The organism is SAR202 cluster bacterium (assembly GCA_016872285.1).
Classification (GTDB): Bacteria; Chloroflexota; Dehalococcoidia; order Lucifugimonadales.
Genome location: VGZZ01000014.1, coordinates 17,091 through 39,851, shown reverse-complemented (window position 1 = coordinate 39,851; position 22,761 = coordinate 17,091). Strand labels below are relative to the sequence as shown.

The window sequence follows — 22,761 nt, the reverse complement described above, 5'->3', positions numbered from 1 at the left end:
CTATTGCCACTCCATCTCTATCAAGCCTACCCTCACCGTGTCGCCCTCCTTCACCCCCGCCCTCTCTAGCGCCTCCACTACTCCCATCTTCTCCATCTCCTTCCACAATTGCAGCCGCGCCCACCTGTCCCTCATATTCGCCATCGCCGCCAGCCGAATCGCCCTGGGCGAATCGACTACGAAAGTGCCCGCCTCCTTATGCACCTCGGCTGCCCCTTTTGGCGGTCTCCGGAGCGGCAGTTCCCCCCGTAGCGCCGTCTCCCCTGCCAGCGCCCTCGGCATCGACGCCAGCGCCTCCGCCGTGTGGGCCAGCAGCGGCTCCAACCCCTGTCGTCCCGCCGCCGATATATAGAACGCCCTGACGCCCAGAGACTCTACCACTCTTTTTACGCTTTCTAAAGACTCTTGGGCTTCCGCAGTGTCCATCTTATTGACGACCAAAATCTGCGGCTTCTCAGCCAGCTCCGACCCAAAGTGTTGCAGCTCCTGGTTGATAACGTCGACTCGTCCCTCCACATCCGGCGCCGACCCGTCCACCAGATGCCACAGCAGCCGCGTCCGCTCCGCGTGTCGAAGGAAATCGTGGCCAAGCCCCGTCCCCGTGTGCGCGCCCTCAATAAGCCCGGGCACTTCCATCAGCAGGAATCTCATCCCTTTATATTCCGCCACCCCCAGCACCGGCTCCAGCGTGGTGAACGGGTAGTCCGCTATCTTAGGTTTGGCCGCAGAGCACACCCCAATCAGCGTCGACTTCCCCGCGTTCGGCATCCCCACTATTCCCACGTCCGCCAGCAGCTTCAGCTCCAGCGTCAGCTCGAACTCCTGCCCATCCTCCCCCGCTTCCGCCAGCATCGGCGTTTGGTTCACTGACGTCGCAAACCTTATATTCCCTCGACCGCCCTTCCCGCCCCTCACCAGCAGAACACGCTCCTCATCCAGCACATCCAGCGCTGGCCTCTCTATTCCCTCCTCCAACACCGATACAACTGTCCCTATGGGCACCCGAATCGTCAGGTCCGCTCCATGCGCCCCCGTCTTATTCTGCCCGCGCCCATGCCCCCCATCCCCCGCTTTATAAATAGACCTGTATCTGAAATCGATAAGCGTGTTTAACGACGCATCTCCACGAATATACACACTGCCGCCCTCTCCTCCTTCCCCTCCATCCGGCCCCCCCTTCGGCACAAACTTCTCTCTCCGAAAGCTGACGCTCCCGTTCCCTCCCTTTCCTGATGATACCCGTATCCTTGCTTTATCTATCATATGTATTCATATCTAATAACAGTCGTAATAATAATGACCTTGATAACTTCCTCTCTGAATCTGAGCTCTCCTGGCGGGATTGTGGATAACACCTCAATTCTAGCACCATCTACTCTCTCTAGAATCGTAGCCGATGTTGAAAACTGCCGCCCTTCCGCCCCGCCGCCAATTCGTGTGTTATCTGTCAACCTAGACCAACCCTTTGTCCCGTTGTAATAGAGAACATCTCCACGCGATTCAGTGAAGTTACCCACAGATCTCCTAAACGTCCGAAAGCATACTAAGCGTGGTCAATAAAAAGAGAATTGTCATCCTGAGCGAACGGCCGTACGCTGCTCGAAGTCGAAGAGGCTATGCCAGAATCCTAAGCCAGCCGTGGCTCTCTCATTGCCCCTGTGCCAACCCAACGATTTCCAGACCTACTTCCCTACTCTAACCAAGACCCGTAAAGCTGAAGGTGCAGGACGCGTCCTGCCTACGACCTCCCCAGCGCCGCCTTCGTAGCCTCCACCCTCTCCCTAAGCAGCGCGTTGCCAGGCAGCTCCGCCGTTACCCTCTCAATGCCATGAAGAATCGTCGCGTGGTTCTTTCCGCCCAGAACCCGGCCTATCCGCGCCACCTCTAAGTCTAACTCGTGCCGTAGCAGGTACATCGTCACGTGCCGCGCCAGCGCCAGCTCCTTGTGCCGCTTCTTCCCTAGCAGCTCCTCCCGCGGCACGGAAAACACCTCTCCCACCGCCCTCAGCACCATTTCCGGCGTCCTAGGTGTCATACGGGCCTGGCACTCCAGCCCTTGCAGCGCCTGCTTCGCCATCTCCAGGTGCGGCTCGCGTCCCTCCGCCCGCGCCATCGCCACCGTCCGGTTCAGCGCCCCCTCCAGCTCTCGAACGCTTCCATTTATATGCTGCGCAATATACCCCAGCACATCTCTCATTACCCCAATCCCCATCTCCCTGGCGCGGGCCTCCAGTATGGCCACGCGAGTGTCCGACGAAGGCGGCTGTATGTCCGCGATAAGTCCCCACGCGAACCGGGACCGCAGCCGCTCCTCTATAGCCGGTATCGACTGCGGCGTCTGGTCTGACGTGATCACCACCTGTCGGTTGCTGTTGTGCAGGTCGTTGAAGGTGTGGAAAAAACCCTCCAGCGTCTGCTCCTTCCCGCTCAGAAACTGCACGTCGTCCATCAGCAGAACGTCCACGCCCCGGTACCTAGACCGGAACTGGTCCATAGCCTTCTCCCGCACCGACGTTACAAAATCGTTGGTGAAATGCTCTGAGGTCACGTAAAGGAACCTTATCCGCTGCTGCAAGCAGGAATGGGCTATGGCATGGAGCAGATGTGTCTTCCCCAGACCGGCTCCCGAATATATGAACAGCGGATTGTGGCTCTCCCCAGGCGTCCCCGCCACCGCCTTCGACGCCGCAAACGCCAGCCTGTTCGAAGGCCCCACCACAAAGGAATCAAATGTATAGCGGCGGTTCGGTTTGAACTGCGGCGGCTCTGCCCACTGCGACGGCGAACCCCCCTCTTGGCTCCCCTGGGGCCTCTCCGTCTCCATCTCACTAGCCGCTGTGGGGCGGACCTGAAAGAAAGGCTCTAGCGCCTGTCGGCTCACCTTTTCAATCGTCCTGGATACCAGCGCATGCAGCCGCTTCTCCAGCCACTCTGCCGCAAAGGCGTTCGGCGCACGCACCAGCAGCCGCTGTCCGTCCACCGCCACCCCCTCAGTCCCCTTCAGCCACGTCTCGAAAGACGACGGTGGGAGCTGTAACTGCAGCTCCCCCAGCACGGCAGACCAAATGGCCCGTGCTTGATGTTCCCTGGTTTCCATAATCTTTTCTTGCATCTGACAGGCCGACAATAGCAACTGCCAACTAGTATTTCAAGGGGGAAAGTCACGAAATGGGTGGCAAAATAAAATTCGTTACGCTAAGGATTTATGTTCCACTTAGTTTTTATATTTTGTATAGCACATTTTTGCCAACTTTATTGCTTTGCGTAATTTATTGACCCCTTCTTTACCTTCAGGAGTTATATATCCCCCCTGCGTACTGCTTAGGGCTACCTTCCTGGCCTCTTATTTGCACCTGGCGCTTTCCTTTCCCGGTTGCGATACCTGGTGACGATTTCTATATAATCATTCCATGCGAGTTATCTTCATGGGTACCCCTTCCTTCGCTCTGTCTGCCTTGAACGTCCTTGTAGAGCCTCCCTACCAGGTCGTCGCCGTCTATTCCGCGCCTGACCGGCCCTCCGGCCGGGGCCTTTCCCGGACCGAGTCCCCCGTCAAGCAGTTCGCCCTCCAGCGCGGCCTCCACGTCCTCCAGCCCCCCTCCCTCCGCAAATCCGACGCCCTGCAACAGTTCGCCACCCTCGCGCCAGACGTCGTCATTGTCGCCGCCTATGGCCTGCTGGTCCCCCCTGCCTTTCTGGCCCTCCCCCCCCACGGCTTCATCAACATCCACCCCTCCCTCCTCCCCAAACTCCGCGGCCCCTCGCCCGTCGTCACCGCCATCCTCCAGGGCCTTGATGTCACCGGCGTTACCCTCATGCTCCTGGACCAAGGCCTCGATACCGGCCCCATCCTCGCCCAAAAAGAGGCCTCCATCGCCCCCGACGACACCGCCGAGACCCTAACGCATCGCCTTTTCGATGAAGGCGCCTCCCTCCTCCTCCATACCCTCCCCGCATGGACCAGCCGCCGCCTCAAACTAGCCCTCCAGGACCCTTCCCTCGCCACCCACACCCGAAAAATCGAAAAAGAAGACGGGGATGCCTCCTGGGAATTGACCGCTCAGGATCTGCACCGCCGCCTTCGTGCCTTCACCCCCTGGCCCGGCCTCTACACCCGCTGGCAAGGCAAAGCCCTCAAAATTCTAGAGGCCCAGCCCCTTCCAGGCGAGTCCAGTAGCAGCGTCCCCGGCTCCGTGGTAAACCACCCGTCGACGGGCAAAGGCTTAGCCGTCGTCACAGGAAAAGGGCTTCTCAAGGTTACCGCCCTGCAAATAGAAGGAAAACGCTCCGCCTCCGCCCAAGACTTCCTCCGGGGCTACCCCTCCATACTGGGCGCCCGCCTCCCCAGCTAGCCCTCCATATTTACCACTCAGACAATTCCCAAAGGGTTAGCTTTGCACTCCGAGCGAAGCTCGTACTAGGGCGTAGTCGAAGAATCTGGCGACGATACTGCCCAGGCCTCGCCTTCTCGCTGGAAGGTGCCATCACTAATCTAGGGGCAAGGTTTCCTGTGCCCTCTCTCCTGCGGAAGGAGACAGGGCCCGCTCTACGGCTTGGCGCCAGGCTTGGCCCCGGGCTTCGCTTGCGCCCCAGCCCCCGGCTTTGCGGCAGCCCCGGGTTTCGCCTGGGCCGCAGCCCCGGGCTTGGCGCCAGGCTTCGCCTGCGCCCCGGCCGCGCCCTCCACAGCCGCCGCCGGCGCGGCTCCCTCCGCTGCTCCTTCCGCAGCCACCGCCTCGGGTGTGGGTGCCGCCACCTCTTCCTTAATAACCTCAATCCGCGCTATCGTTTCTTCCGGGTCCGCCAGCGGCGTCACTCCCTGCGGCAACGTCAGGTTCTTCACCCGCACAACGTCATCCGCCTCCTTCAGCAGCGTTGCGTCCACGATAATCTCCGCCGGTATGTTGAGCGGCAGCGTGCGAATCTCCAGCTCGCGAAGCTGCTGCACCACCGTGCCGCTCACCAACCGCGCCCCCGCCGACTCGCCCCTCAGCACAAGAGGCACGCGGGTCGTCACTTCCTGCGTCACATCCACGTGCAGGAAGTCCACATGCAAAATCTCGCCTCTAATGGGCCCCCACTGTATCTCCCTCACCAGGGCCAGCTGAGGCTCCTTTCCGTCTCCGATATCCAGCGCAATGGGCGTGTTCGTTCCAGCCTTCACCAGCACGCCGAGGAGCAGCTTCACGTTGCACTGTAGGCTCTGGGACTGGTAGTCCCTTCCATATATATGTACCGGCACCACGCCCTCGCGGCGCAGCGCCCGCACCTTCTTGCCCAGGACCAACCGGGGTTCCAGTGTCAGAGTAACAGTGTCTGCCATGACGCTCCTCATGAATCACAAAGTTAATAGTCGGTGAACAAAAGGTAATGTTACCACGATGACGCTCTAAAGGGAAAGCTGGACTCGGCCTCCCTCCCCGCACCCTCCCAGGTAAGCCGTCCTAATTATCCGAGCGCTGCGTGCTATCGAGGGCTTTGTGCAATGCGTTGATTATAACGCTGACAGGTACTTGGCTAAGCTCCCTCGACCTCATCGGCATCTTCGCCGAAATTACGTACAGGTTAACGCCCCGCTCCAGCCGCTTCTTCACGTATCCCGCCTCGCTCAGCTGCGAGATGATCCGTCGCACTGAAGGTTCTGCCAGGTCCAGCGCGTCCGATACTTCCCTTATTGTCACTCGCTTGTGTCGGTCGAAAAATAGCAGTACTCTGGCATGATTCGTCAGAAACCGCCATCCTTCAGATGCGGATATGTAATTTAAAGAGCGCACTTTGTTGAGCGCACCCAAATCCATCTTGTCTTGCTCGCCAAATCCTATCAATATCCTCGTCACAAATTCAAGATTATCTTAGGGCGATTTTTTATTATTATCCGAAATCCCTTAAATATAGGGTGAAAAATGGCGTTAATCAGTAATTATCATAAATACAGCAGAACCTATAGAACCTAACGCCTCTCATCTCTTCGGCCTGTTGTTACAGCCGATTATCGTCCCAGGAATCTCCGTCCCTGTAGCCCCAACTTCTTAGGAGGTGTATCGTGGATTTACGGACTCTCAGACCTCTGCTTCGTCTCTTCGTCCCCCTCTTAGCCCTGGCCGGGCTATCCATTTTCATCGCTGCCTGCGGCGACGATGACCCCACCGCCACTGCTACTGCTCGCCCCGCTGCCACCACCCCGCCGGCTGCCACCGCTACTCCTACGCGACCTGCTGCCACCACCCCGGCTCCGGGCCAGACTGTCACGGCTGCTGCGCCCACCGCCACCCCCACCCGAGCGGCTACACCTACGGCTGCAGCCACCTCGGCGCCCAAAGTCCCCGTCAAACCTCGGCTGGTCATCGCCCTCCCTGCTCCCGCTGAGCAGCAGACCGCCCCTTACACCCAGTCCCAGGTGTCGGAAAAGCTTAACGCCCAGTACGACCACCTCATCGGCCGGGGCATTCTCACCAACGAGGAACAGCCCGAGTTGGCCACCTCCTGGTCCGTTGCCCCCAACGGCAAGGACTGGACCTTCAACCTGAGACAGGGCGTCCCCTTCTACAAGGCTGGCAAAGCTATCCCAGGCTACACCCTCTCCGTCAAGGACCTCCAGCTAACATGGGAACTCCTAAACGGTGAAGGCGGCCCCTACGGCTCCAAAGACACCAGAAGCCCCGGCGAATGGACCGCTCGATTTGGCGGTATGGCCAACTGGGAGTTCCCTAACGACTTCACCGCCGTCATCCATGCTCCCAACGTCATCCTGGACCTGGGTTTCTTCATGTCCGATGAGTGGGAGTCCGGCGTCATGAGCGTCCAACACTGGACCGCCGTCGGCGGCGAGGCCGGATTCAAGGCCGATCCCGTCGGCAACGGCCCCTGGACCTACGTCAAGCACGCCATTAACCAGGAGTTCCTCCATGCAAGAGTGGAAAACCACTACCGCAGGACCCCTGAGTTCCATGAGCGCCAGGTCCTCCTGGTCCAGGAAGCCGCCACCCGGCAGGCCATGCTTCTGGCCAAAGAGGCTGACATCATCCCCCTGGTCCGCGCCCAGCGGGCCACTATCACCAGCGCCGGCTTCAAGACCGCTAAGTCCACCTTCCCCTCGGTCCACCAGGGCTTAGGCCTCATCTACTACCGGGAGGACGTATACTGCAAGGACGGCAAGGTCCTCCCAGGCTCCGGCGTCCCCACCTGCGGCAAGAGCCCCGGCGGTTACGACCCCAACGACCCCTTGAGAAAGCCTGACGTCCGCCTGGCCCTCAACCACGCTATTAACCGCGATGCCTTCAACAAGGCTTACTACAACAGCCAGGGCTTCCCCTTGGTTGACTACTTCCCGCCCTGGCGCTCCGACTTCAAGGACTCCTAGGCTCCCTTCCCCGGCCCTGAGGGCAAGACCGGCAAGGCCGGCGGCTGGCCCTACGCCTATGACGTAGCCAAGGCCAAACAGCTCCTGACCCAGGCCGGCTTTCCCAACGGATTCAAGAGCATCCTCAACTGCCTCCGCACTAGCAACGTCATACCCGAGTGGGCTGACATGTGCGAGACCATTAAGCAGGACTTTGCCAAGGTGGGCGTCGACGTCAGTCTTGAGATGGTCAACGCCTTCGGCGATTTCCGCAACATCGCACGCTCCAGGAGCCGACCCAACTGGATGTGGTCCGCCTCGCCCTCCCTGGACCCGGTCTGCCATGCCGTGGAATTCTCCATGATATGGGAGCTGGGCATCGGCTACCGCGAATTCGAGGAGGCCTCCGCCTTCTACGCTAAGTGCCTGGTCACCACCACTTTCGCTGAGCGAGATAAGATCTCTCAGGATTTCGCCGAGCAGTGGTTAGCCAAGGGCTTCAGTGTACCCCTCATGTGGGTCACCGCTGAAGTCGCCTACAACCCCAGCGTGGTGGCTGACTACACCGTCAACCAACTGCATATGGGCCCGGTTCGCTACCACGAGTACACTAAAGCCGTGACTAAGTAATAGCTGACACCTCCGTCGGGCCCTTTCTGGGATGAAGCAGCGCCCCGAGCCGTCGGGGCGCTGCTTCTTTAGCACAGTCCTCGGTTCTATCAAGTGAAACACGGTCTGGTCAGTGTGCGAGACTTTTGGACTGGGTTCAGTAGTCCCGTCCCATCTGGTCCCCCTTCTTCTCCTATTGCAAAGGAGAAGAAGGGGCTAGAGCCTGCCCTGAGCTTGTCGAAGGGGGATGATGAGGTGATCTTATTTATTCTTCCCCTTCCAGCAGGCTGTACTCAGTCCCGATGCAGTCGGGGAAGGGGACAGGGGATGGTATCCCGATTCAGAACAACGCTCCCCATCTAGGGCGGACCTACCCTTGCTGTAAGCACCCTATTGTCGAGTCCCTTCATAGACAATCCCCTCCCTCGGTTGTATAATCACTCCAGCGCTTCCAGGTGTGCTTATGCGAATCCCCATGAAAGTTGACTACGGCGTCCGTGCTTTGGTGGAACTCGCCCAGCGGGGTCAGGGCCACTCCATGCAGACCTCTGAAATCGCCCAGCGACAGGGCATCCCGGAAGCCTACCTGGACCAGGTCCTCACCACCCTACACAAGGCCGGCTTCATCCTCAGCCGCCGCGGCCCCCAGGGCGGCCACACCCTCGCCTCCAACCCCTCCCAGATCACCCTTGCCATGGTCATGAACGGCCTGGAAGGCCGCGCCCCTCTGCTGGACTGTTTTTTGGAGCCGGACGAATGTAAACTCTCCACCGCTTGTGCCCAGAGAGAGGTCTGGAGGTCCTTTGAAGAAGCCGTGCAGCAGCTCCTCAGCTCCACCACCATCGCTGACATGGCCGCAAGGCAGCTGGAACTAGTAGCCGGAAAGGCTGCCCTTAACGTATAGCAGGTCTTCAGGATATATTAATAGCCTCACTTCTTGGGCAAGATAGCTCTAAGTGAGGCCCGTTTTTTGCCCGTCGACAGACAAGTCAGGAGGAACCGAAATGACTCAGGCCCAGCCCCTAACGCCCCAGCAGGTCAAGCGTTACAGCCGCCATATCATCATGCCCCAGGTCGGCAGCCGCGGGCAGCGCAAGCTCATCGACTCTAAAGTCCTCGTCGTCGGCGCCGGCGGCCTCGGCGGCCCCGCCGCCCTCTACCTAGCCCTCGCCGGCGTCGGCACCATCGGCATTATCGACTTCGACGTCGTCGACCTCTCCAACCTCCAGCGCCAGGTCCTCCACCGCAACGACTCCGTCGGCAAGCGCAAGGTCCTCTCCGCCCAGAACACCCTCAACGCCTACAACCCCGAGGTCAAAATCGTCCCCCACGAGGTCTGGCTCAACTCCGACAACGCTATGGACATCATCTCCCGGTACGACATGGTCGTTAACGGCGCCGACAACTTCCCCTCCCGCTACCTCGTCAACGACGCCTGCTATCTCCTAAACAAGCCCCTCATAGACGGCAGCATCCTCATCTTCGATGGCCAGGCCACTGTCTTCATGCCCGGCAAGGGCTGCTATCGATGCCTCTTCCCCAGCCCGCCCCCTCCAGGCCTCGTCCCCAACTGCGCCGAGGCCGGCGTCCTGGGCGCCCTCACCGGACTCGTCGGCAGCATCCAGGCCACCGAGACCCTCAAGCTCATCCTCGGCGTCGGCGAGACCCTCACCTCCCGGCTCCTCCTCATCGATGCCCTCAACATGGACTTCCGCGAGGTCAAACTCAAGCGCAACCCCAAGTGCCCCCTCTGCGGAGACAAGCCCACCGTCAAAGAGCTTATCGACTACGAGGCCTTCTGCGGCATGCCCTCCCCAGCCAGCCAGCCCAGTGGTGTTACAGCCTCCTAGAGAGTTAGCACCGCCCATGACAGCTTTGCACAAAGAATTACTTACCTACCCCAGGAAGGGTCCAGGGAGCGTACAACCTCTTGGGCTGGGCAGGGTCATATCTGGTTCTCCCCCTTCGGCCTGGAAGGCGAAGGGGGAGTTAGACGCTGTCCTGAGTATGCCGAAGGAGGGGGTTGTGGTTCCTTTATTTCTCTTCCCCTTCCTGAAAGGAAGGGGTCAGGGGATGGTGGTACCGCTTAAGGCCAACGTTGAATTTTCCCGGAAGGCCCCCCATGCCCTATAAGACCCTGATAGACACCATCGGCAATACCCCCCTGGTGGAGCTCCGAAACATGAACCCGGGTAACGGGGTGCGCATCTTTGCCAAGCTGGAGGGCCAGAACCCCACCGGCAGCCTCAAAGACCGCATCGCCAAAAACATGATTGAAAACGCTGAGCGGGAGGGCAAGCTCAACCCCCACGTCACCATTCTGGAGCCCACCAGCGGCAACACCGGCATCTCCCTGGCCTTCGTCGCCAAACTCAAGGGCTACAGGGTCAAAGTCGTCATGCCCGACAACGTCAGCCCCGAGCGCACCCAGCTTCTCCGCGCCTACGGCGCCGACATCGTCTACTCCCCCGGCAAGTACGGCTCCAACGGCGCCATCGCTATGGCCCAGGAGATGATGGCCCGTAGTACCAACGGCGACTACGTCATGCTCTACCAGTACGGCAACCAGGCCAACCCGGGTGCCCACTATGACACCACCGCCGACGAAATCATTCGCGACCTGCCGGACGTGGACGTCTTCGTCGCCGGCCTCGGCACCGGCGGCACCCTCATGGGCGTCGGCCGGCGACTTAAAGAGTATCGCAAGGATATCAAGGTCATCGCCGTCGCCCCCGAGCCTGACGAGGCTATCCAGGGCCTTCGAGACCTGGAGGAAGGCTTCATTCCCCCCATCTTGGATCTCTCATTGCTCGATGCCCGTATCATGGGCAAGTCCCGCGACGCCTTTCGCGGCGTCCGCGAGCTTATGCGCCAGGAAGGCATCTTCGCCGGCATCTCCTCCGGCGCCGTCGTCTGGGCCGCTATGAAGACCGCCGAGCGTATGCATAAAGGCAACATCGTCTGCCTCCTCGCCGACGGCGGCTGGAAATACCTCTCCACCGGCCTCTGGACCAAAGACGCTGAAGAAATGGAAAAAGAGGCCCGCGGCAAAGTCTGGTGGTAGCTAGTCCCTCAACTGCATCTGTTCTGCTCCGTCCGCCTATAATCCACACCCTCTTGTCATTGCATAATGTATCATTTATGATACATACACCTTTTAGGTGTAGTTGTTAAGACTATGCCTACAGTAGTCATTGAGGGACAATTAAAGTTCATTATCAACACTAGAGAGAATGCTTTCGAACCACCCCATGTCCACGTATGGATCGGAAATGAGGACCTTTGCCGCATCGAACTAAACGGTGGTTCCTACATGGAAGATCCGCCGCCTGGTATGTCTAGGGACATCCGGTTCGCCTATAAAAAGCATTCAGAAGCCATCAGGAACGCCTGGGACATTATTCGTAAGAGATGATCAGGAAAGGAGCCTCTCACGACTATGAGCGCCTTGGCCACTCACGTAAAAAACGCAGAACGCATGCTTACCTTCGCTAAAGCTGACCGAGAGGGAATTAGATTTGTTTTTGCTGATGGTCAAGAGGGTATTTTGCCATTCTCAAAAATCTCAGAAATTGGCTCTCTTGCTAACCTGGATTCCGTTTACCTTCCTAATCCTTACCAGCTAGTGTTGCATACAAAAAGCGGTGATTCTATAGAATTGCCATGGGACTACGTCAGACCCTTCTGCGACAAAGGCTATAAGCGGCAAAGTGTTCAGTCAGCCAAAAGAGGCCGGGAAATCCTCGGGACTCGCATACGTAGGCTGAGAGAAGAGAAGAACTTTTCTCAAGGCTCCTTGGCTGAAAAAGCTGGAATTGGCCGCATAACCCTACTAAGGATTGAAAAAGGCGAGCACTCTCCTCGTTATACCACCCTTTCTAGTATAGCTAATAGCCTTGGTGTTCCCCTTGCTGGTCTACTAACTGAGGACTTTATCTGAAGCAGTCCTTTACTTCCCTTGCCGCCCCTCCAATCTAGTGCTATACTTGCCCCTGTAATTCCTTTCTCGTATTGCGCTTGAAAGCGGGCTGTGAGTCCCGCTTTCTTGCTTAAAGGGGAATTGCAATAGGGGGTCCGCCTTGAAAAGTGACTTCTTAATAGCACTTACGCAGCTAGCTGCGGAACGCCACCTCCCAAAAGAGGAGGTCCTTAAGGCTATTGAGGCCGCTCTGGCCTCCGCCTTCAAAAAGGACAACTGGGGAGATGGCTTAAACGTGTCCGTTAAGCTCAACCCCAACACCGGCGACATCCGCGCCTACGTCGTCAAGACCGCTGTCGAGGATGTCCAGGACTCCAAAAAAGAAATCGCCCTCAAAGAGGCCAAGACCTTCAAACGCGACGTCAAAGCCGGCGACACTGTCGAAGTCGAAAGCCTCTCCCACCAGGCCTCCCGCATCGCCGCCCAGACCGCCAAGCAGGTGGTCCTCCAGCGCCTCCGCGAGGCCGAGCGCGAACTCGTCTACGGCGAGTTCGTTAAGCGCGTCGATGATATTATCTCCGCCGTCGTCGGCCAGATGGACCCCGCCAAGGGCATTACTCTGGAGCTGGACCGCGCCGAAGCCCTCCTCACCCCTGAAGAGCAAGTCATCACTGAGCGCTACCGCCGCGGCCAGCGCCTCAAGGTCTATGTCCTGGAAGTCCGCCGCAACGCCAAGGGTCCGGAGATTATTGTCTCCCGTAGCCACAAAAACCTCCTCAAGCGCCTCTTCGAGTTGGAAGTCCCGGAGGTCTATAACGGCATCGTCGAAATCCGCTCCATCGCCCGCGAGGCCGGCTCCCGCAGCAAAGTCGCCGTCGTCGCTATGCAAGAAGGCGTAGACCCCGTAGGCTCCTGCATCGGCATGCGCGGCAATCGTATCCAGAACATCGTCAACGAGCTCCAGGGCGAGAAAATCGACGTCGTCCGCTGGGACCGCGACCTCAAGCGCTTTATCTCCAACGCCCTCAGCCCTGCGGAAGTCGTCCATGTGGAAGCCACGGAAAAGGACAAGTCCGCCGTCGTGGTAGTCCCTGAGCGCCAGCTTTCCCTCGCCATCGGCAAAGAGGGCCAGAACGCCCGCCTCGCCGCCAAACTCACCGGCTGGCATCTGGATATCAAGAGCATGGCGGAATGGGAGACCCTCAAAGCCCAGATCAAGCTGGACTCTGAGACCGCCGCCGCCGTCGTCGAGGAGCGCGCCCGCGAGGAGGCCAAAACCAAGGCCGACGCCGTGGCTGAAGCCGCCCGCGCCAAGAAAACTCCGGCGCCTGTCGAAGAGAAAGCTGAGCCTGAGAAGCCTAAAGTCGCCGTCCCCGTTCTGGAGGAAGCCCTTGCTGAAATCCTCGCCCAGGACAAGACTGCTCCCGCCCCTGAAGAAAAAGTCGCCGCCTCTGCCAGCGTAGAGGAGGAGCTCGCTGCCCTGGGCCTGGAAGAACAGGAGACCGAGGACGCGGAGGAGGCGGAAGAAGAGGTCACGGAAGTCCAGGAGATGGGCGAAGATATCTGGAAGACGCCTCAGCTCACCCCGGATGCCGGAAAAATCCGCTTCGCCGAAGATATCCTGGATTACGACCGGGGCGGTGCCGGTCGCCGCGACAAGCGGGGAGGCCGCGCTCCCAACAAAAAGAAGGGCGGCCAGGGCAACAAAGCTCGACCCCGCGTCGGCGGTGGCCGATAGGAGACCTCCCTATTGCCCCCAAAAGCCAGGCATATACCCCTCCGCTCCTGCCTGGCCTGCGGTCAAAAACAGCCTCAGCGTCAGATGGTGCGGCTTGTCCGCGCCCTCCCAGGCGCTGCTGAAATTGATCTGAAAGGAAAAAAGTCCGGTCGGGGCGCTTATCTCTGCCTCCAGCGGGAATGCTGGCACAAAGGCCTCAAGAAGGGAGGCCTGGAACGCGCCCTTCGGACCCAAATATCGTCAGAGAACAAAGAATCTCTGATGACTCAATACACGGAGCAGCTTGCCGCTGCTGGAAAAGAGGCCACATGACTACAAAAAAACGCGCTCCAACCTTGGATAACGGGGCCGCCGCTCCCGCCGCCCCCAAAAAGCTCGTCGCCAAAAAACCAGCTCCCAAAGAGCTGGTCCTCCCCTCTACGCTCACCGTCAAGCAGCTAGGCGACCTCATGAAGGTCAGCCCTGTGGAAGTCATCAAGCAGCTTATGCGCAACGGCGTCATGGCCGGCATTAACCAGGTCGTCGACTTCGACCTCGCCGCCACCGTCACCGGCGGCTTCGGCTTCAAGGCCCGCAAAGAGGAAAAGGCCGTCAGCGCCATCGCCAGTGTCCTCGCCGACCTGGAGCGAAAGGACGAGGCCGCCCTCCAGCTCCGCAGCCCCGTCGTCACCATCCTCGGCCACGTCGACCACGGCAAGACCACCCTCCTGGACACCATCCGCAACAGCCGCGTCGCCGCCGGCGAGGTGGGCGGCATCACCCAGCACATCGGCGCCTATCAGGTCGACTACAAAGAGCAGAAGATCACCTTCCTGGACACCCCGGGCCATGAGGCCTTCACCGCCATCCGCGCCCGCGGCGCCAGCGTTACCGATATCGCTGTCCTCGTCGTCGCCGCTGACGACGGCGTCATGCCCCAGACCATTGAGGCCATGAACCACGCCAAGGCCGCCAACCTCCCCATCATCGTCGCCATCAATAAGATGGACAAGCCTGAAGCCAACCCGGAAAAGGTCAAGCGGCAGCTCCTGGAGCACGGCCTGGTTATCGAAGAGCTAGGCGGCGAAGTCATCGCCGTCCCCCTCTCCGCCAAGAAGGGCACCGGCATTGATGACCTCCTGGAAAATATCCTCGTCGTCTCTGAAATCGCCGAGCTCAAGGCCAACTTCGACCGCCCCGCCACAGGCGTCGTCATCGAGGCCAAGCTGGACCGCAACAAAGGCCCCGTCGCCACCGTCCTCGTCCAGAACGGCACCCTCAAAATCGGAGACATCGTCGTCGCCGGCACCGTCACAGGCAAGGTCAAAGCCCTCTCCAACGACCTGGGACGCCGCGTCAAAGACGCCGTCCCCGGCGCCCCTGTGGAAATCCTCGGCTACAGCGCCCTCCCCCAGGCCGGCGACAAGTTCTATGTTGTGTCGGAAGAGAAGATGGCACGGGACGTGGTCGATGAGAATACCCAGCGCAAGGATGAGGAGCAGACCCTCGCCCGCGCCATGACCCTGGAAGGCGTCGTCACCAGATTCACCGCCGGCGAAATCAAGGAGCTTAACCTTATCCTTAAGGCCGACGCCCAGGGCAGCCTGGAAGCCGTCCGCGGCGCCTTGGAGCGCCTGGACAGCCCCACCGTCCGCATCAACATCCTCCACGCCGCCGCTGGCGGTGTTACCGAGAGCGATGTCCTCCTCGCCAGCGCCTCCAAGGCCGTCATCCTCGGCTTCAGCACCACCGTCGAGACTGGTGCCGAACGCGCCGCTGAGCGCGAGGCCGTCCAGATCCGCTCCTACAACATCATCTACCAGCTGATCGAAGACGTGGGAAAAGCCCTGAAGGGCATCCTGGAGCCCACCGAGCGCGATGTCGTTCTCGGCCATGCTACCGTTCGCGCCGTCTTCAGCGCCGGCAAGGTCGGCAAGGCCGCCGGCTGCATGGTCACTGATGGCAAGCTCATCCGCGGCGCCGCGGCCCGCGTCATCCGGGGCGGCAAAATCATCCATGAAGGTAACATAGATACCCTCCGACGCTTCAAAGATAACGTCAACGAAGTCGCCACTGGCTTCGAGTGCGGCGTCGGCATCTCCGGCTTCGGCGACTACCGTGAGGGCGATATCCTGGAAGTCCACCGCAAGGAGCGCACCCAGGCCTAACCATTCTCTCTCCTATCATGCCCCCTATCACACGACGCCATCTTTCCTAATAGAATCAGTGGCGCGAAGGCCTGAGCTATCTCCTTCAGGTTCTCCCCCTTCGGCCTGGAAGGCGAAGGGGGAGTTAGAGGGGGTTGTGGTGAATATTTTCTCTTCCCCTTCCTGAAAGGAAGGGGATAAAGGGGATGGTGGCCTCGAACCAAAACAAGGCCTGTCCTTCAAACGAAGAGTGGTCCCCTGATTAAGAGGCCGCCCTCCCCTTCCACCAGGAGGTGAAACCATGAACCGCCGAATCCAACGCCTCAACCAGCTCCTCCGACAGGAGCTAAGCCTCCTCATCCAGCGCCAGCTTCGCGACCCCCGCCTCAGCCCCCTCATCAGCATCACCCGCGTCGACACCACCGACGACCTCCGCGAGTCCCGCGTCTACGTCAGTGTCATGGGCACCCGCGAGCAAAAACGCGACGCCATGCACGGCCTCACCTCCGCCGCCGGCTTCATGCGACGCGAACTCGCTGAAGTCATCACCCTCCGGCACATACCCAGCCTTACCTTCCAACTGGACGACTCCATGGAAAAAGCCGAAAAAGTCCTCCAGGTCATGAACAAACTCTCCACAGACCGCAAGGACAACCCAGCCTCAGATGCCTCCCGCATATCTGGGAATCACTAAAGCGAGCCCCTATAGCAGGACTGATTGGCTTTATGCAAAAACTTAGTGGTGCCTGGCTAGGAGAGTCCACGGAAAACTTGTCTCCTGTGGGACGTTGGGGTGTTTCCTCAGGTACCCCCTCTTCTCCTATTGCAAAGGAGAAGAGGGGGCTAGAGCCTGCCCTGAGCTTGTCGAAGGGGGGTGATGAGGTGATTCAATTTATTCTTCCCCTTCCTGAAAGGAAGGGGCCAGGGGATGGTGGCCCAGATTAAAAACAAGGCTGGCCTCCCAAGTAAAACCCATGAATAACCCCGCCCCAACCCTCAACGGCTTCCTCCTCATCAACAAAGCCCGTGGTATGACCTCTATGGATGTCGTCCGCCGCGTCAAACGCCTCGTCAACATGCGCAAGCGCGTCGGCCACGGCGGCACCCTGGACCCCCTCGCCGAAGGAATACTCCCAGTCTGCCTCGGCCAGGCCACCCGCCTCATGGAAATCCTCATCAACGACACCAAAGAGTATCGAATGACCGTCCGCCTCGGCATCGCCACCGACACCTACGATGCCGACGGCATCCCCACCGAAGTCAAAGACGCCTCCGCCATTACCCGGGATCAGGTGGAAAAAGCCCTGGACGCCTTCCGCGGCGTCTTCATGCAAATGCCTCCCATGCATAGCGCCCTCAAGAAGGAAGGCCGCCGCCTATACGAGTTCGCCCGCGAGGGCATCGAGGTGGAGCGGCAGCCCCGCGAGGTTGAGGTCACTCGACTCACCATCGTCGAATTTAACCCGCCTGATCTGGTCATCGAGGCCGAATGCGGACGCGGCCTCTACATGCGCTCCCTCGCCCACGACCTCGGCCAGGCCCTCGGCTGCGGCGGCCACGTCTCCGTCCTCCTCCGCCTCCGCACTGGCCCCTTCCACGTCCGTCACGCCATGACCCTCGATGACCTCACCCAGGCCTCCTCCCAACGTCCCTGGAACGAAATCCTTCGCCCCATCGACTCCATGCTCTTAAACATGCCCGCCGCAGTTGTCGACAAGCCCGCCGAGCGCCACCTCCGCAACGGCCAGGGCATCGCCCTCGGCGCCGACGCCCTCTACGCCTCCCACCTGGAAAGCCGCCGCCTCTACACCGCCGATGGCAAGTTCCTCGCCCTCGTCCGCTTCGACCGCCCCACCGGCAAATGGGAACCCTTCAAAGTCTTCAGCCTGGAAGAATCGTCCCCTTTCGCTCCTCAATCCCACCCCGTCTAACCCAACCCCCGTCTCCTCCCGTCCGGTAAAACCGCCTCATCAGGCTCTCCCTCCTCTCTTTGCGCTCCGCCATGTCTGGTTGATCTGAGTCTGTGAAGGCTCCGTCGTATAAGCACTGGACTAACGGACGATGCTGTGGGCAAGGGCTTAGCTCATAATTGCCCAGGGCTTTCTTCGCCTAGTAAGCCTGGAGAATTTTTTCTTTTGGTAAGGGGCAATGACAGCCAGGGCGCGGCGCCATATACAAAAGCTCGTTAACGGCCAGCAAGGGAGCATCCTGCTGGAGTCGCTCATCGCAGTCGCCCTCCTGGTCACCGTACTATCGGCTGCCGTTTACGGAGTGTCCGTGGGGAGCAAGGCTACCGGAACGGTGCATGACGTCAATACCGCCCAAAACATTGCCCGCTCCCAGATGGAGTACGCCCTAAACGCCGCCTACTGCCCTCCGCCATGCAGCTACAGCGTCATCAGCGTGCCTACGGGGTACATCGTCACCGCGTCGGCGGAGACGTTCCCAGGGGCGGACACAAACATGGAGTATGTGATAGTGACCGTATCCAGAGATGGCGAGTCTCTCGCCCGGATGAGGGGAATCAAGGTAAATCGATGATTCCATTCAGGATGGGATTGGTTAAAAGGCTTTTGAGAGGCCGCCGGGGATTCACCATGGCGGAGGTGCTGGTAGCAGTTGGCATAATCACCATCATCGGGTCCGGTCTAACGCGCAGCGTCCACCAGATGCAGACCAACACGTCCAGAGGGTTCGCGCAGTTGACGGCCGAGGCCGACTTGAGGACATCCATGCAGCGGCTGGCCAGGGACTTCAGGATGACCAGGACTACCAACCTGGTAGATGGAGGGCCCGCCGTCTCCTGCGCCTCTGCCTCGCCGGCCTCCTGCGTGGTCCTGAGTTGGACGGACGAATATCAGGAAGCCGCCGTTAGCCATAGTGCTTCCTATGCCCTGACGGGAACGGAAGTCCGGCGTACGTACGACGGCGCCACCCACGTTGTGGCCAGGAACGTCGGCGAGATGACGGTGTCGCTTCAGGGGAGGCTCGTCACGGTAACGGTGACGTCAGACAGCGCTGTTTGGGGGGACATCAGCCGGCAGTTCACCCACTATTTTTACCTTCGGTTCGCTTAATAGCCTGAGATCGAGCAATGATACGCGTGCTTAAAGGCTTTCTCGCGGGCCAGAGGGGCTACGCCGCGTTAACCCTGGGCCTCATAGGCTTGATGTTCACTACCTTGCTGTTGGTTCCCTACCTCATCCACGTTCAGACATCGCTGCTGGCGGTGCGGAAGGCGGGGGACGGGCTCAGGGGCGGCGCGTGCGGGGCCGCCGGCGTGGAGTACACCCTGTGGAAGCTTCAGTACGAAGCGGGGTTCGTCGACAGCCTGACGCCGGAAAACCCAACCGTTAGCTATGACGTTCCATGCGATAGCTATATGGTGCCTGTGACAGTGACTCTGGCGTCCCAGCCGTCGAACCTGCCCGGCTACCTGACCGAGTACGCCTTTGCGGACATATCGCTGGTTATCGACGTGAGCTCCAGCATAAGCAGCAGCGAGATGACCGTGTTCAAGGACGGGGCCAACGCCATTGTGGACGGCTTCAACCTGGACGTGAACTCGGAGCGTTACCGAATTGGTCTGACTAAGTTCGGGCGGTTCAGCCGGCCTGTAGTGGATGTGGCCAACAGTGATGACCATCTTCATGCGGGCATCAATGGCCTCACCAGCACCTCCCTCTTTACCTGCCTCGCCAACTACTACTACTACAACTACGCCCTGCGCGGCAACAGCGCTACCACCTTTTGGCAGTATGACATACCCAACGACCAGTGGAATACCAAGGCCTCCACGCCGGCCACGGTGGGGGACGGCGGTGGCTTGGCCTTCGATGGGACCTACGTCTACGCGCTGCGCGGCGCAGCCACCAGCACCTTCTGGCGCTACAATCTCACGGCCAATACCTGGACGGCCATGGCTAATACGCCGGCGTCCGTAAGCACGGGCGGCGCGTTGCTGTACGCGGGGTCGTACATCTACGCGCTTCTGGGGAATAACGGTACGGGCTTCTACCGCTACGATATTACGAACAACACCTGGTCTTCCATGTCGGCGGCGCCGGCCGCGGTGGGCGCGGGCGGAGTGGGAGGAGGCGCCCTGGTCTACAACGGTACGCACATCTATGCCTTGCGGGGCGCAAACACCACCACCTTCTGGCGTTACGACATTGCCGGTAACTCCTGGACGTCTATGGCAGCGTCTCCCGCAGCCATAGGGGATGGCGGCGCCCTGGTCTATAACGGCGCCAATATCTACGCCCTTCGAGGCAACAACTCCACCACCTTCTATCGATATAACATCGGCGCGGACACGTGGACTACCCTGGCGGCCGCCCCATCGGCGGTGGGCACGGGCGGCGCCGGAGGCGGTGGGCTGGCCTTTGACGGGACCTATATCTACGCAGTCCGCGGGACCGCCCAGACCACCCACTGGCGTTACGACATCGCGGCCAACACTTGGGCTGCCCGCGTCGCCGCGCCCTCGGCAATCAGCGACGGCGGCGCGCTGGTCCATACCGGCTACTTCATCGCCTGCGAGACCAACCTGGTGGCGGGGCTCACGGGTGGAACGGCGCAGTACAACACCGGGCTGGGCGACCGGCCGGGAATTCCCAACCTGATGGTCTTTCTAACCGACGGGGACGACAACAGCGGCAACAGTCTTACGGACATTGAGAACGCTTCAACGGCCAGTGGGGCCAGGATTTTTGCCGTGGGCATAGACGACATATCTATTAACTCGCTTAACGCCATAGCCAGCGAGCCGGACGAAGACCACGTCTTCTACGCCACAGACTTTAATGCGTTTCTGGACCTCATCGATGAGATTGTGGCGGCGGTGACCCAGGGAGGCCTCGCGGGGTCCCTCTACGACATTGAGGTGACCGCGCCGGACGGAAGCGTCATCAGAGTGCGGGTGCTGCTGACAGTGGACGGGAACGTGGTAGTGATATCCTCCCAGGAGGTGTAGACCGGCTGGGGCTTGTGGGCCGGGGCCTCGGGATAGGGAAAGGAAGCCTGGAATTGGTGGGCCGCCAGGGATTCGAACCCTGGGCCATCGGATTAAAAGTCCGGTGCTCTACCAGGCTGAGCTAGCGGCCCACGGGGGCAAAATACCATTGTACGGCGTGGGACGCCGGGGGTTCAATGGCGGAGGAGCTTCTTGCCGCCATAGGGACAGGTAGACGCCGCGAAGGTTTGGGATAAAAATCAATGGAATTTAGCCTTCGTTTCGGTCTTCGGCGGGGCCGCCGGCGCTGGCGAGGTTGCGGGCGGTGTTAATTAAGCCTACGTGCGAGAAGGCCTGGGGGAAGTTGCCAAGGAGACGGTGCGTCGAGGGGTGTATTGTTCTGAAAGAAGGCCTACGTCGTTGCGCACAGCCAAGACCCTATCGAACAGCTCCGTGGCTTCGCGCATACGGCCCTGGAGGGCCAGGTTGTCGGCCAGCCATAGGGTGCAAAGGAGGAAGGTGCCCTCCCGGCCCGGGAGGCCGTCCACCTCAGGCTGCGCCCTATACCTGGAAACGAATCCGTTGGTCATCAAGCCCTGCTGAATGGCTTGCACCGTGCCTTTTACCCTGGGGTCCGAGGCGGGCAAAAAGCCGACGAGGGGGACCATGAGGAGGCTCGCGTCTAGCTTCTGGGAACCGTAATACTGGACGAAGGAGTTTATGCTTGGGTCGTATCCCCGGTCACACACCTGCTGGTGGATAGTATCGCGAAGCTCCCGCCACCGCTCCACCGGCCCGTCCGCGTTAAAGCGCTCGACAGCTTTGACGGCGCGATCGAAGGCTACCCAAGCCATGACCTTTGAATGGGTAAAGTGGCGTCGGAGACCGCGCACCTCCCAGATCCCTTCGTCCGGCTGGCTCCATGACAGTTCCAAGGTTGCCATAAACTTCTTTTGGATAGACCAGGCGTATTCATCAGGCTGGAGCCCATAGCGCCGCGCGACGTGGAGAGAGTCCATGACCTCGCCGAAGACATCCAGCTGGAACTGCCGGTAGGCGGCGTTGCCCACTCTGACGGGCCTTGAATTCTGGTAGCCTGGAAGGGCGTCAACCTCAAACTCCCGCAGGCGGCGTTCGCCGGCCAGGCCGTACATGATCTGCGCCTCGGAGGGATCGCCGGCTACGGCCCTGAGGAACCAGTCACGCCAGGCGGCGGCTTCCTCTATGTACCCGCAGGTCATGAGCGAGTAGAGGGTAAAGGTGGCGTCTCGAAGCCAGCAGTAGCGATAGTCCCAGTTCCGCACCCCGCCGGGGGTTTCGGGCAGCGACGTGGTGGCCGCCGCCGTCAGCCCGCCGGTGGGCATGTAGATGAGGGCTTTGAGGGTGATAGCGGAACGGATGACCACGTCTTTCCAGGGGCCTTCATAAGAGCCCCTGCCTGACCAGGCGCACCACCACTGCACAGTTTCCTTCAGGGAAGGCATAGGGTCTCGCTCGACAGGGATGGAGTGATGAGAGGGAAACCAGGTGAGGTCGAAAGGGACGCGCTGGCTGGCGGAGACGGTAAATTTCGAGACGGTGTGGAAGTTTTCTCCCCTGACCTCCACGGGAGACCGCAGGAGAAGGGCGTCCGGGCCAGCCACAGCATGGATACCGCCGGGGATTCTGCGAACCCAGGGGATGACGGACCCGTAATCGAACCTAATTACTAGATCCATGGACATTTCGACCTGGCCGTCGAGGCCTTCGACGATACGAATGACATCAACGGCTTCCGAGCGGAGGGGCATGAAATCTATGAGCCTAACAGACCCATGGTCGGTCTCGAACAAGGTTTCCAGGATGAGGGTGCCATCGCGATACTGGCGAGTTACTTTTTGGGCGCCGGCGGTTGGCGCTATGAGCCATCGACCGTGGTCAGTGTTGCCCAGCAGGGCGGCGAAGCAGGATGGGGGGAGTCGAAACGGGGGACGCAGAGCCAGTCTATGGACCCGTTGGCGCCAACGAGGGCTGCGGTCTGGCAGTCCCCTATCATGGCATAGTCCTCGATTCTGAGAGACTTTCTGGATTCCATTATGA

20 protein-coding genes, 1 tRNA gene and 1 pseudogene are annotated in these 22,761 nt (G+C 60.0%); 15 read left to right on the top strand and 7 right to left on the bottom strand.

Features of this window, described 5'->3' with window-relative positions; all coding sequences use genetic code 11:
- The 3 genes from obgE to dnaA form a co-directional block, all read right to left on the bottom strand.
- Entirely contained in the window at nt 1–1,263 is a 1,263-nt protein-coding gene (gene obgE, locus FJ320_05760; protein MBM3925480.1) for a GTPase ObgE, read from the bottom strand.
- A complete protein-coding gene (locus FJ320_05755; protein ID MBM3925479.1) occupies nt 1,260–1,517 on the bottom strand; it encodes a hypothetical protein in 258 nt (85 codons plus the stop codon). Before FJ320_05755 ends, obgE begins: the two co-directional genes overlap by 4 nt.
- Nucleotides 1,518–1,738: 221 nt before the next feature.
- Nucleotides 1,739–3,112: a chromosomal replication initiator protein DnaA gene (gene dnaA / locus FJ320_05750; protein ID MBM3925478.1), complete on the bottom strand. Its 1,374-nt coding sequence runs from the start codon at nt 3,110–3,112 to the stop codon at nt 1,739–1,741.
- Between the two features lie 298 nt (nt 3,113–3,410).
- Here dnaA and FJ320_05745 point away from each other — a divergent pair, with 298 nt between their 5' ends.
- Nucleotides 3,411–4,352, top strand: coding sequence for a methionyl-tRNA formyltransferase (locus FJ320_05745; GenBank protein MBM3925477.1), 942 nt, complete (start codon nt 3,411–3,413; stop codon nt 4,350–4,352).
- A 194-nt stretch (nt 4,353–4,546) separates the two neighbouring features.
- Here the strand turns inward: FJ320_05745 and FJ320_05740 are convergent, their stop codons facing one another.
- Together FJ320_05740 and FJ320_05735 are read right to left on the bottom strand one after the other, a co-directional pair.
- Nucleotides 4,547–5,332: a 50S ribosomal protein L25 gene (locus FJ320_05740; GenBank protein MBM3925476.1), complete on the bottom strand. Its 786-nt coding sequence runs from the start codon at nt 5,330–5,332 to the stop codon at nt 4,547–4,549.
- 109 nt (nt 5,333–5,441) lie between these two features.
- On the bottom strand, nt 5,442–5,834 hold the full coding sequence (locus FJ320_05735) for a MarR family transcriptional regulator (protein MBM3925475.1): 393 nt from the start codon (nt 5,832–5,834) through the stop codon (nt 5,442–5,444).
- A gap of 206 nt (nt 5,835–6,040) precedes the next feature.
- Between FJ320_05735 and FJ320_05730 the strand changes: the two genes are divergently transcribed.
- The 14 genes from FJ320_05730 (at nt 6,041) to FJ320_05665 (ending at nt 20,703) form a co-directional block, all read left to right on the top strand.
- Nucleotides 6,041–7,357, top strand: a complete 1,317-nt coding sequence (locus FJ320_05730; GenBank protein ID MBM3925474.1) for a hypothetical protein — start codon at nt 6,041–6,043, stop codon at nt 7,355–7,357.
- A gap of 84 nt (nt 7,358–7,441) precedes the next feature.
- Nucleotides 7,442–7,966 (top strand): hypothetical protein, encoded by a 525-nt coding sequence (locus FJ320_05725; GenBank protein MBM3925473.1) that lies wholly within the window; start codon nt 7,442–7,444, stop codon nt 7,964–7,966.
- Nucleotides 7,967–8,408: 442 nt separating this feature from the next.
- On the top strand, nt 8,409–8,849 hold the full coding sequence (locus tag FJ320_05720; protein MBM3925472.1) for an Rrf2 family transcriptional regulator: 441 nt from the start codon (nt 8,409–8,411) through the stop codon (nt 8,847–8,849).
- A 100-nt stretch (nt 8,850–8,949) separates the two neighbouring features.
- The gene (gene moeB, locus FJ320_05715; protein ID MBM3925471.1) at nt 8,950–9,795 is read left to right on the top strand and encodes a molybdopterin-synthase adenylyltransferase MoeB; all 846 of its coding nucleotides are present in this window, start codon (nt 8,950–8,952) and stop codon (nt 9,793–9,795) included.
- A gap of 272 nt (nt 9,796–10,067) precedes the next feature.
- The gene (locus FJ320_05710; GenBank protein ID MBM3925470.1) at nt 10,068–11,009 is read left to right on the top strand and encodes a cysteine synthase; all 942 of its coding nucleotides are present in this window, start codon (nt 10,068–10,070) and stop codon (nt 11,007–11,009) included.
- 114 nt (nt 11,010–11,123) lie between these two features.
- Nucleotides 11,124–11,360 (top strand): DUF4160 domain-containing protein, encoded by a 237-nt coding sequence (locus FJ320_05705; GenBank protein ID MBM3925469.1) that lies wholly within the window; start codon nt 11,124–11,126, stop codon nt 11,358–11,360.
- Nucleotides 11,361–11,384: 24 nt separating this feature from the next.
- Nucleotides 11,385–11,885 (top strand): helix-turn-helix transcriptional regulator, encoded by a 501-nt coding sequence (locus FJ320_05700; protein MBM3925468.1) that lies wholly within the window; start codon nt 11,385–11,387, stop codon nt 11,883–11,885.
- 139 nt (nt 11,886–12,024) lie between these two features.
- Complete coding sequence (gene nusA / locus FJ320_05695; GenBank protein ID MBM3925467.1) at nt 12,025–13,602, top strand: transcription termination/antitermination protein NusA; 1,578 nt, start codon at nt 12,025–12,027, stop codon at nt 13,600–13,602.
- Between the two features lie 84 nt (nt 13,603–13,686).
- A complete protein-coding gene (locus FJ320_05690; protein ID MBM3925466.1) occupies nt 13,687–13,914 on the top strand; it encodes a YlxR family protein in 228 nt (75 codons plus the stop codon).
- Nucleotides 13,782–15,749: a translation initiation factor IF-2 gene (gene infB / locus FJ320_05685; GenBank protein ID MBM3925465.1), complete on the top strand. Its 1,968-nt coding sequence runs from the start codon at nt 13,782–13,784 to the stop codon at nt 15,747–15,749. The genes FJ320_05690 and infB overlap by 133 nt, the downstream gene beginning before the upstream one ends.
- Nucleotides 15,750–16,029: 280 nt before the next feature.
- Nucleotides 16,030–16,422: a 30S ribosome-binding factor RbfA gene (rbfA, locus tag FJ320_05680; GenBank protein ID MBM3925464.1), complete on the top strand. Its 393-nt coding sequence runs from the start codon at nt 16,030–16,032 to the stop codon at nt 16,420–16,422.
- A 280-nt stretch (nt 16,423–16,702) separates the two neighbouring features.
- Nucleotides 16,703–17,659, top strand: a complete 957-nt coding sequence (gene truB / locus FJ320_05675; protein MBM3925463.1) for a tRNA pseudouridine(55) synthase TruB — start codon at nt 16,703–16,705, stop codon at nt 17,657–17,659.
- Nucleotides 17,660–18,109: 450 nt separating this feature from the next.
- Complete coding sequence (locus FJ320_05670; GenBank protein MBM3925462.1) at nt 18,110–18,805, top strand: prepilin-type N-terminal cleavage/methylation domain-containing protein; 696 nt, start codon at nt 18,110–18,112, stop codon at nt 18,803–18,805.
- A gap of 17 nt (nt 18,806–18,822) precedes the next feature.
- Nucleotides 18,823–20,703 (top strand): VWA domain-containing protein, encoded by a 1,881-nt coding sequence (locus tag FJ320_05665; protein MBM3925461.1) that lies wholly within the window; start codon nt 18,823–18,825, stop codon nt 20,701–20,703.
- 54 nt (nt 20,704–20,757) lie between these two features.
- On the opposite strand, the gene FJ320_05660 is transcribed toward FJ320_05665, so the two are convergent.
- Nucleotides 20,758–20,834: transfer RNA gene (locus FJ320_05660), tRNA-Lys, on the bottom strand.
- Nucleotides 20,835–20,952: 118 nt separating this feature from the next.
- Nucleotides 20,953–22,756, bottom strand: a pseudogene (locus tag FJ320_05655) (glycoside hydrolase family 15 protein).
- Between the last annotated feature and the right edge of the window lie 5 nt (nt 22,757–22,761).

Bases quoted from the DNA above. Each gene is read 5' to 3' on its own strand.
- FJ320_05740 (MBM3925476.1), bottom strand. From the start codon at position 5,332: ATGAGGAGCGTCATGGCAGACACTGTTACTCTGACACTGGAACCCCGG.
- FJ320_05665 (MBM3925461.1), top strand. From the start codon at position 18,823: ATGATACGCGTGCTTAAAGGCTTTCTCGCGGGCCAGAGGGGCTACGCC.
- FJ320_05700 (MBM3925468.1), top strand. From the start codon at position 11,385: ATGAGCGCCTTGGCCACTCACGTAAAAAACGCAGAACGCATGCTTACC.
- FJ320_05710 (MBM3925470.1), top strand. From the start codon at position 10,068: ATGCCCTATAAGACCCTGATAGACACCATCGGCAATACCCCCCTGGTG.
- FJ320_05745 (MBM3925477.1), top strand. From the start codon at position 3,411: ATGCGAGTTATCTTCATGGGTACCCCTTCCTTCGCTCTGTCTGCCTTG.
- dnaA (MBM3925478.1), bottom strand. From the start codon at position 3,112: ATGCAAGAAAAGATTATGGAAACCAGGGAACATCAAGCACGGGCCATT.
- rbfA (MBM3925464.1), top strand. From the start codon at position 16,030: ATGAACCGCCGAATCCAACGCCTCAACCAGCTCCTCCGACAGGAGCTA.
- FJ320_05670 (MBM3925462.1), top strand. From the start codon at position 18,110: ATGCAGCTACAGCGTCATCAGCGTGCCTACGGGGTACATCGTCACCGC.
- obgE (MBM3925480.1), bottom strand. From the start codon at position 1,263: ATGATAGATAAAGCAAGGATACGGGTATCATCAGGAAAGGGAGGGAAC.
- FJ320_05720 (MBM3925472.1), top strand. From the start codon at position 8,409: ATGCGAATCCCCATGAAAGTTGACTACGGCGTCCGTGCTTTGGTGGAA.
- FJ320_05690 (MBM3925466.1), top strand. From the start codon at position 13,687: ATGGTGCGGCTTGTCCGCGCCCTCCCAGGCGCTGCTGAAATTGATCTG.
- FJ320_05705 (MBM3925469.1), top strand. From the start codon at position 11,124: ATGCCTACAGTAGTCATTGAGGGACAATTAAAGTTCATTATCAACACT.
- infB (MBM3925465.1), top strand. From the start codon at position 13,782: ATGCTGGCACAAAGGCCTCAAGAAGGGAGGCCTGGAACGCGCCCTTCG.
- truB (MBM3925463.1), top strand. From the start codon at position 16,703: ATGAATAACCCCGCCCCAACCCTCAACGGCTTCCTCCTCATCAACAAA.
- moeB (MBM3925471.1), top strand. From the start codon at position 8,950: ATGACTCAGGCCCAGCCCCTAACGCCCCAGCAGGTCAAGCGTTACAGC.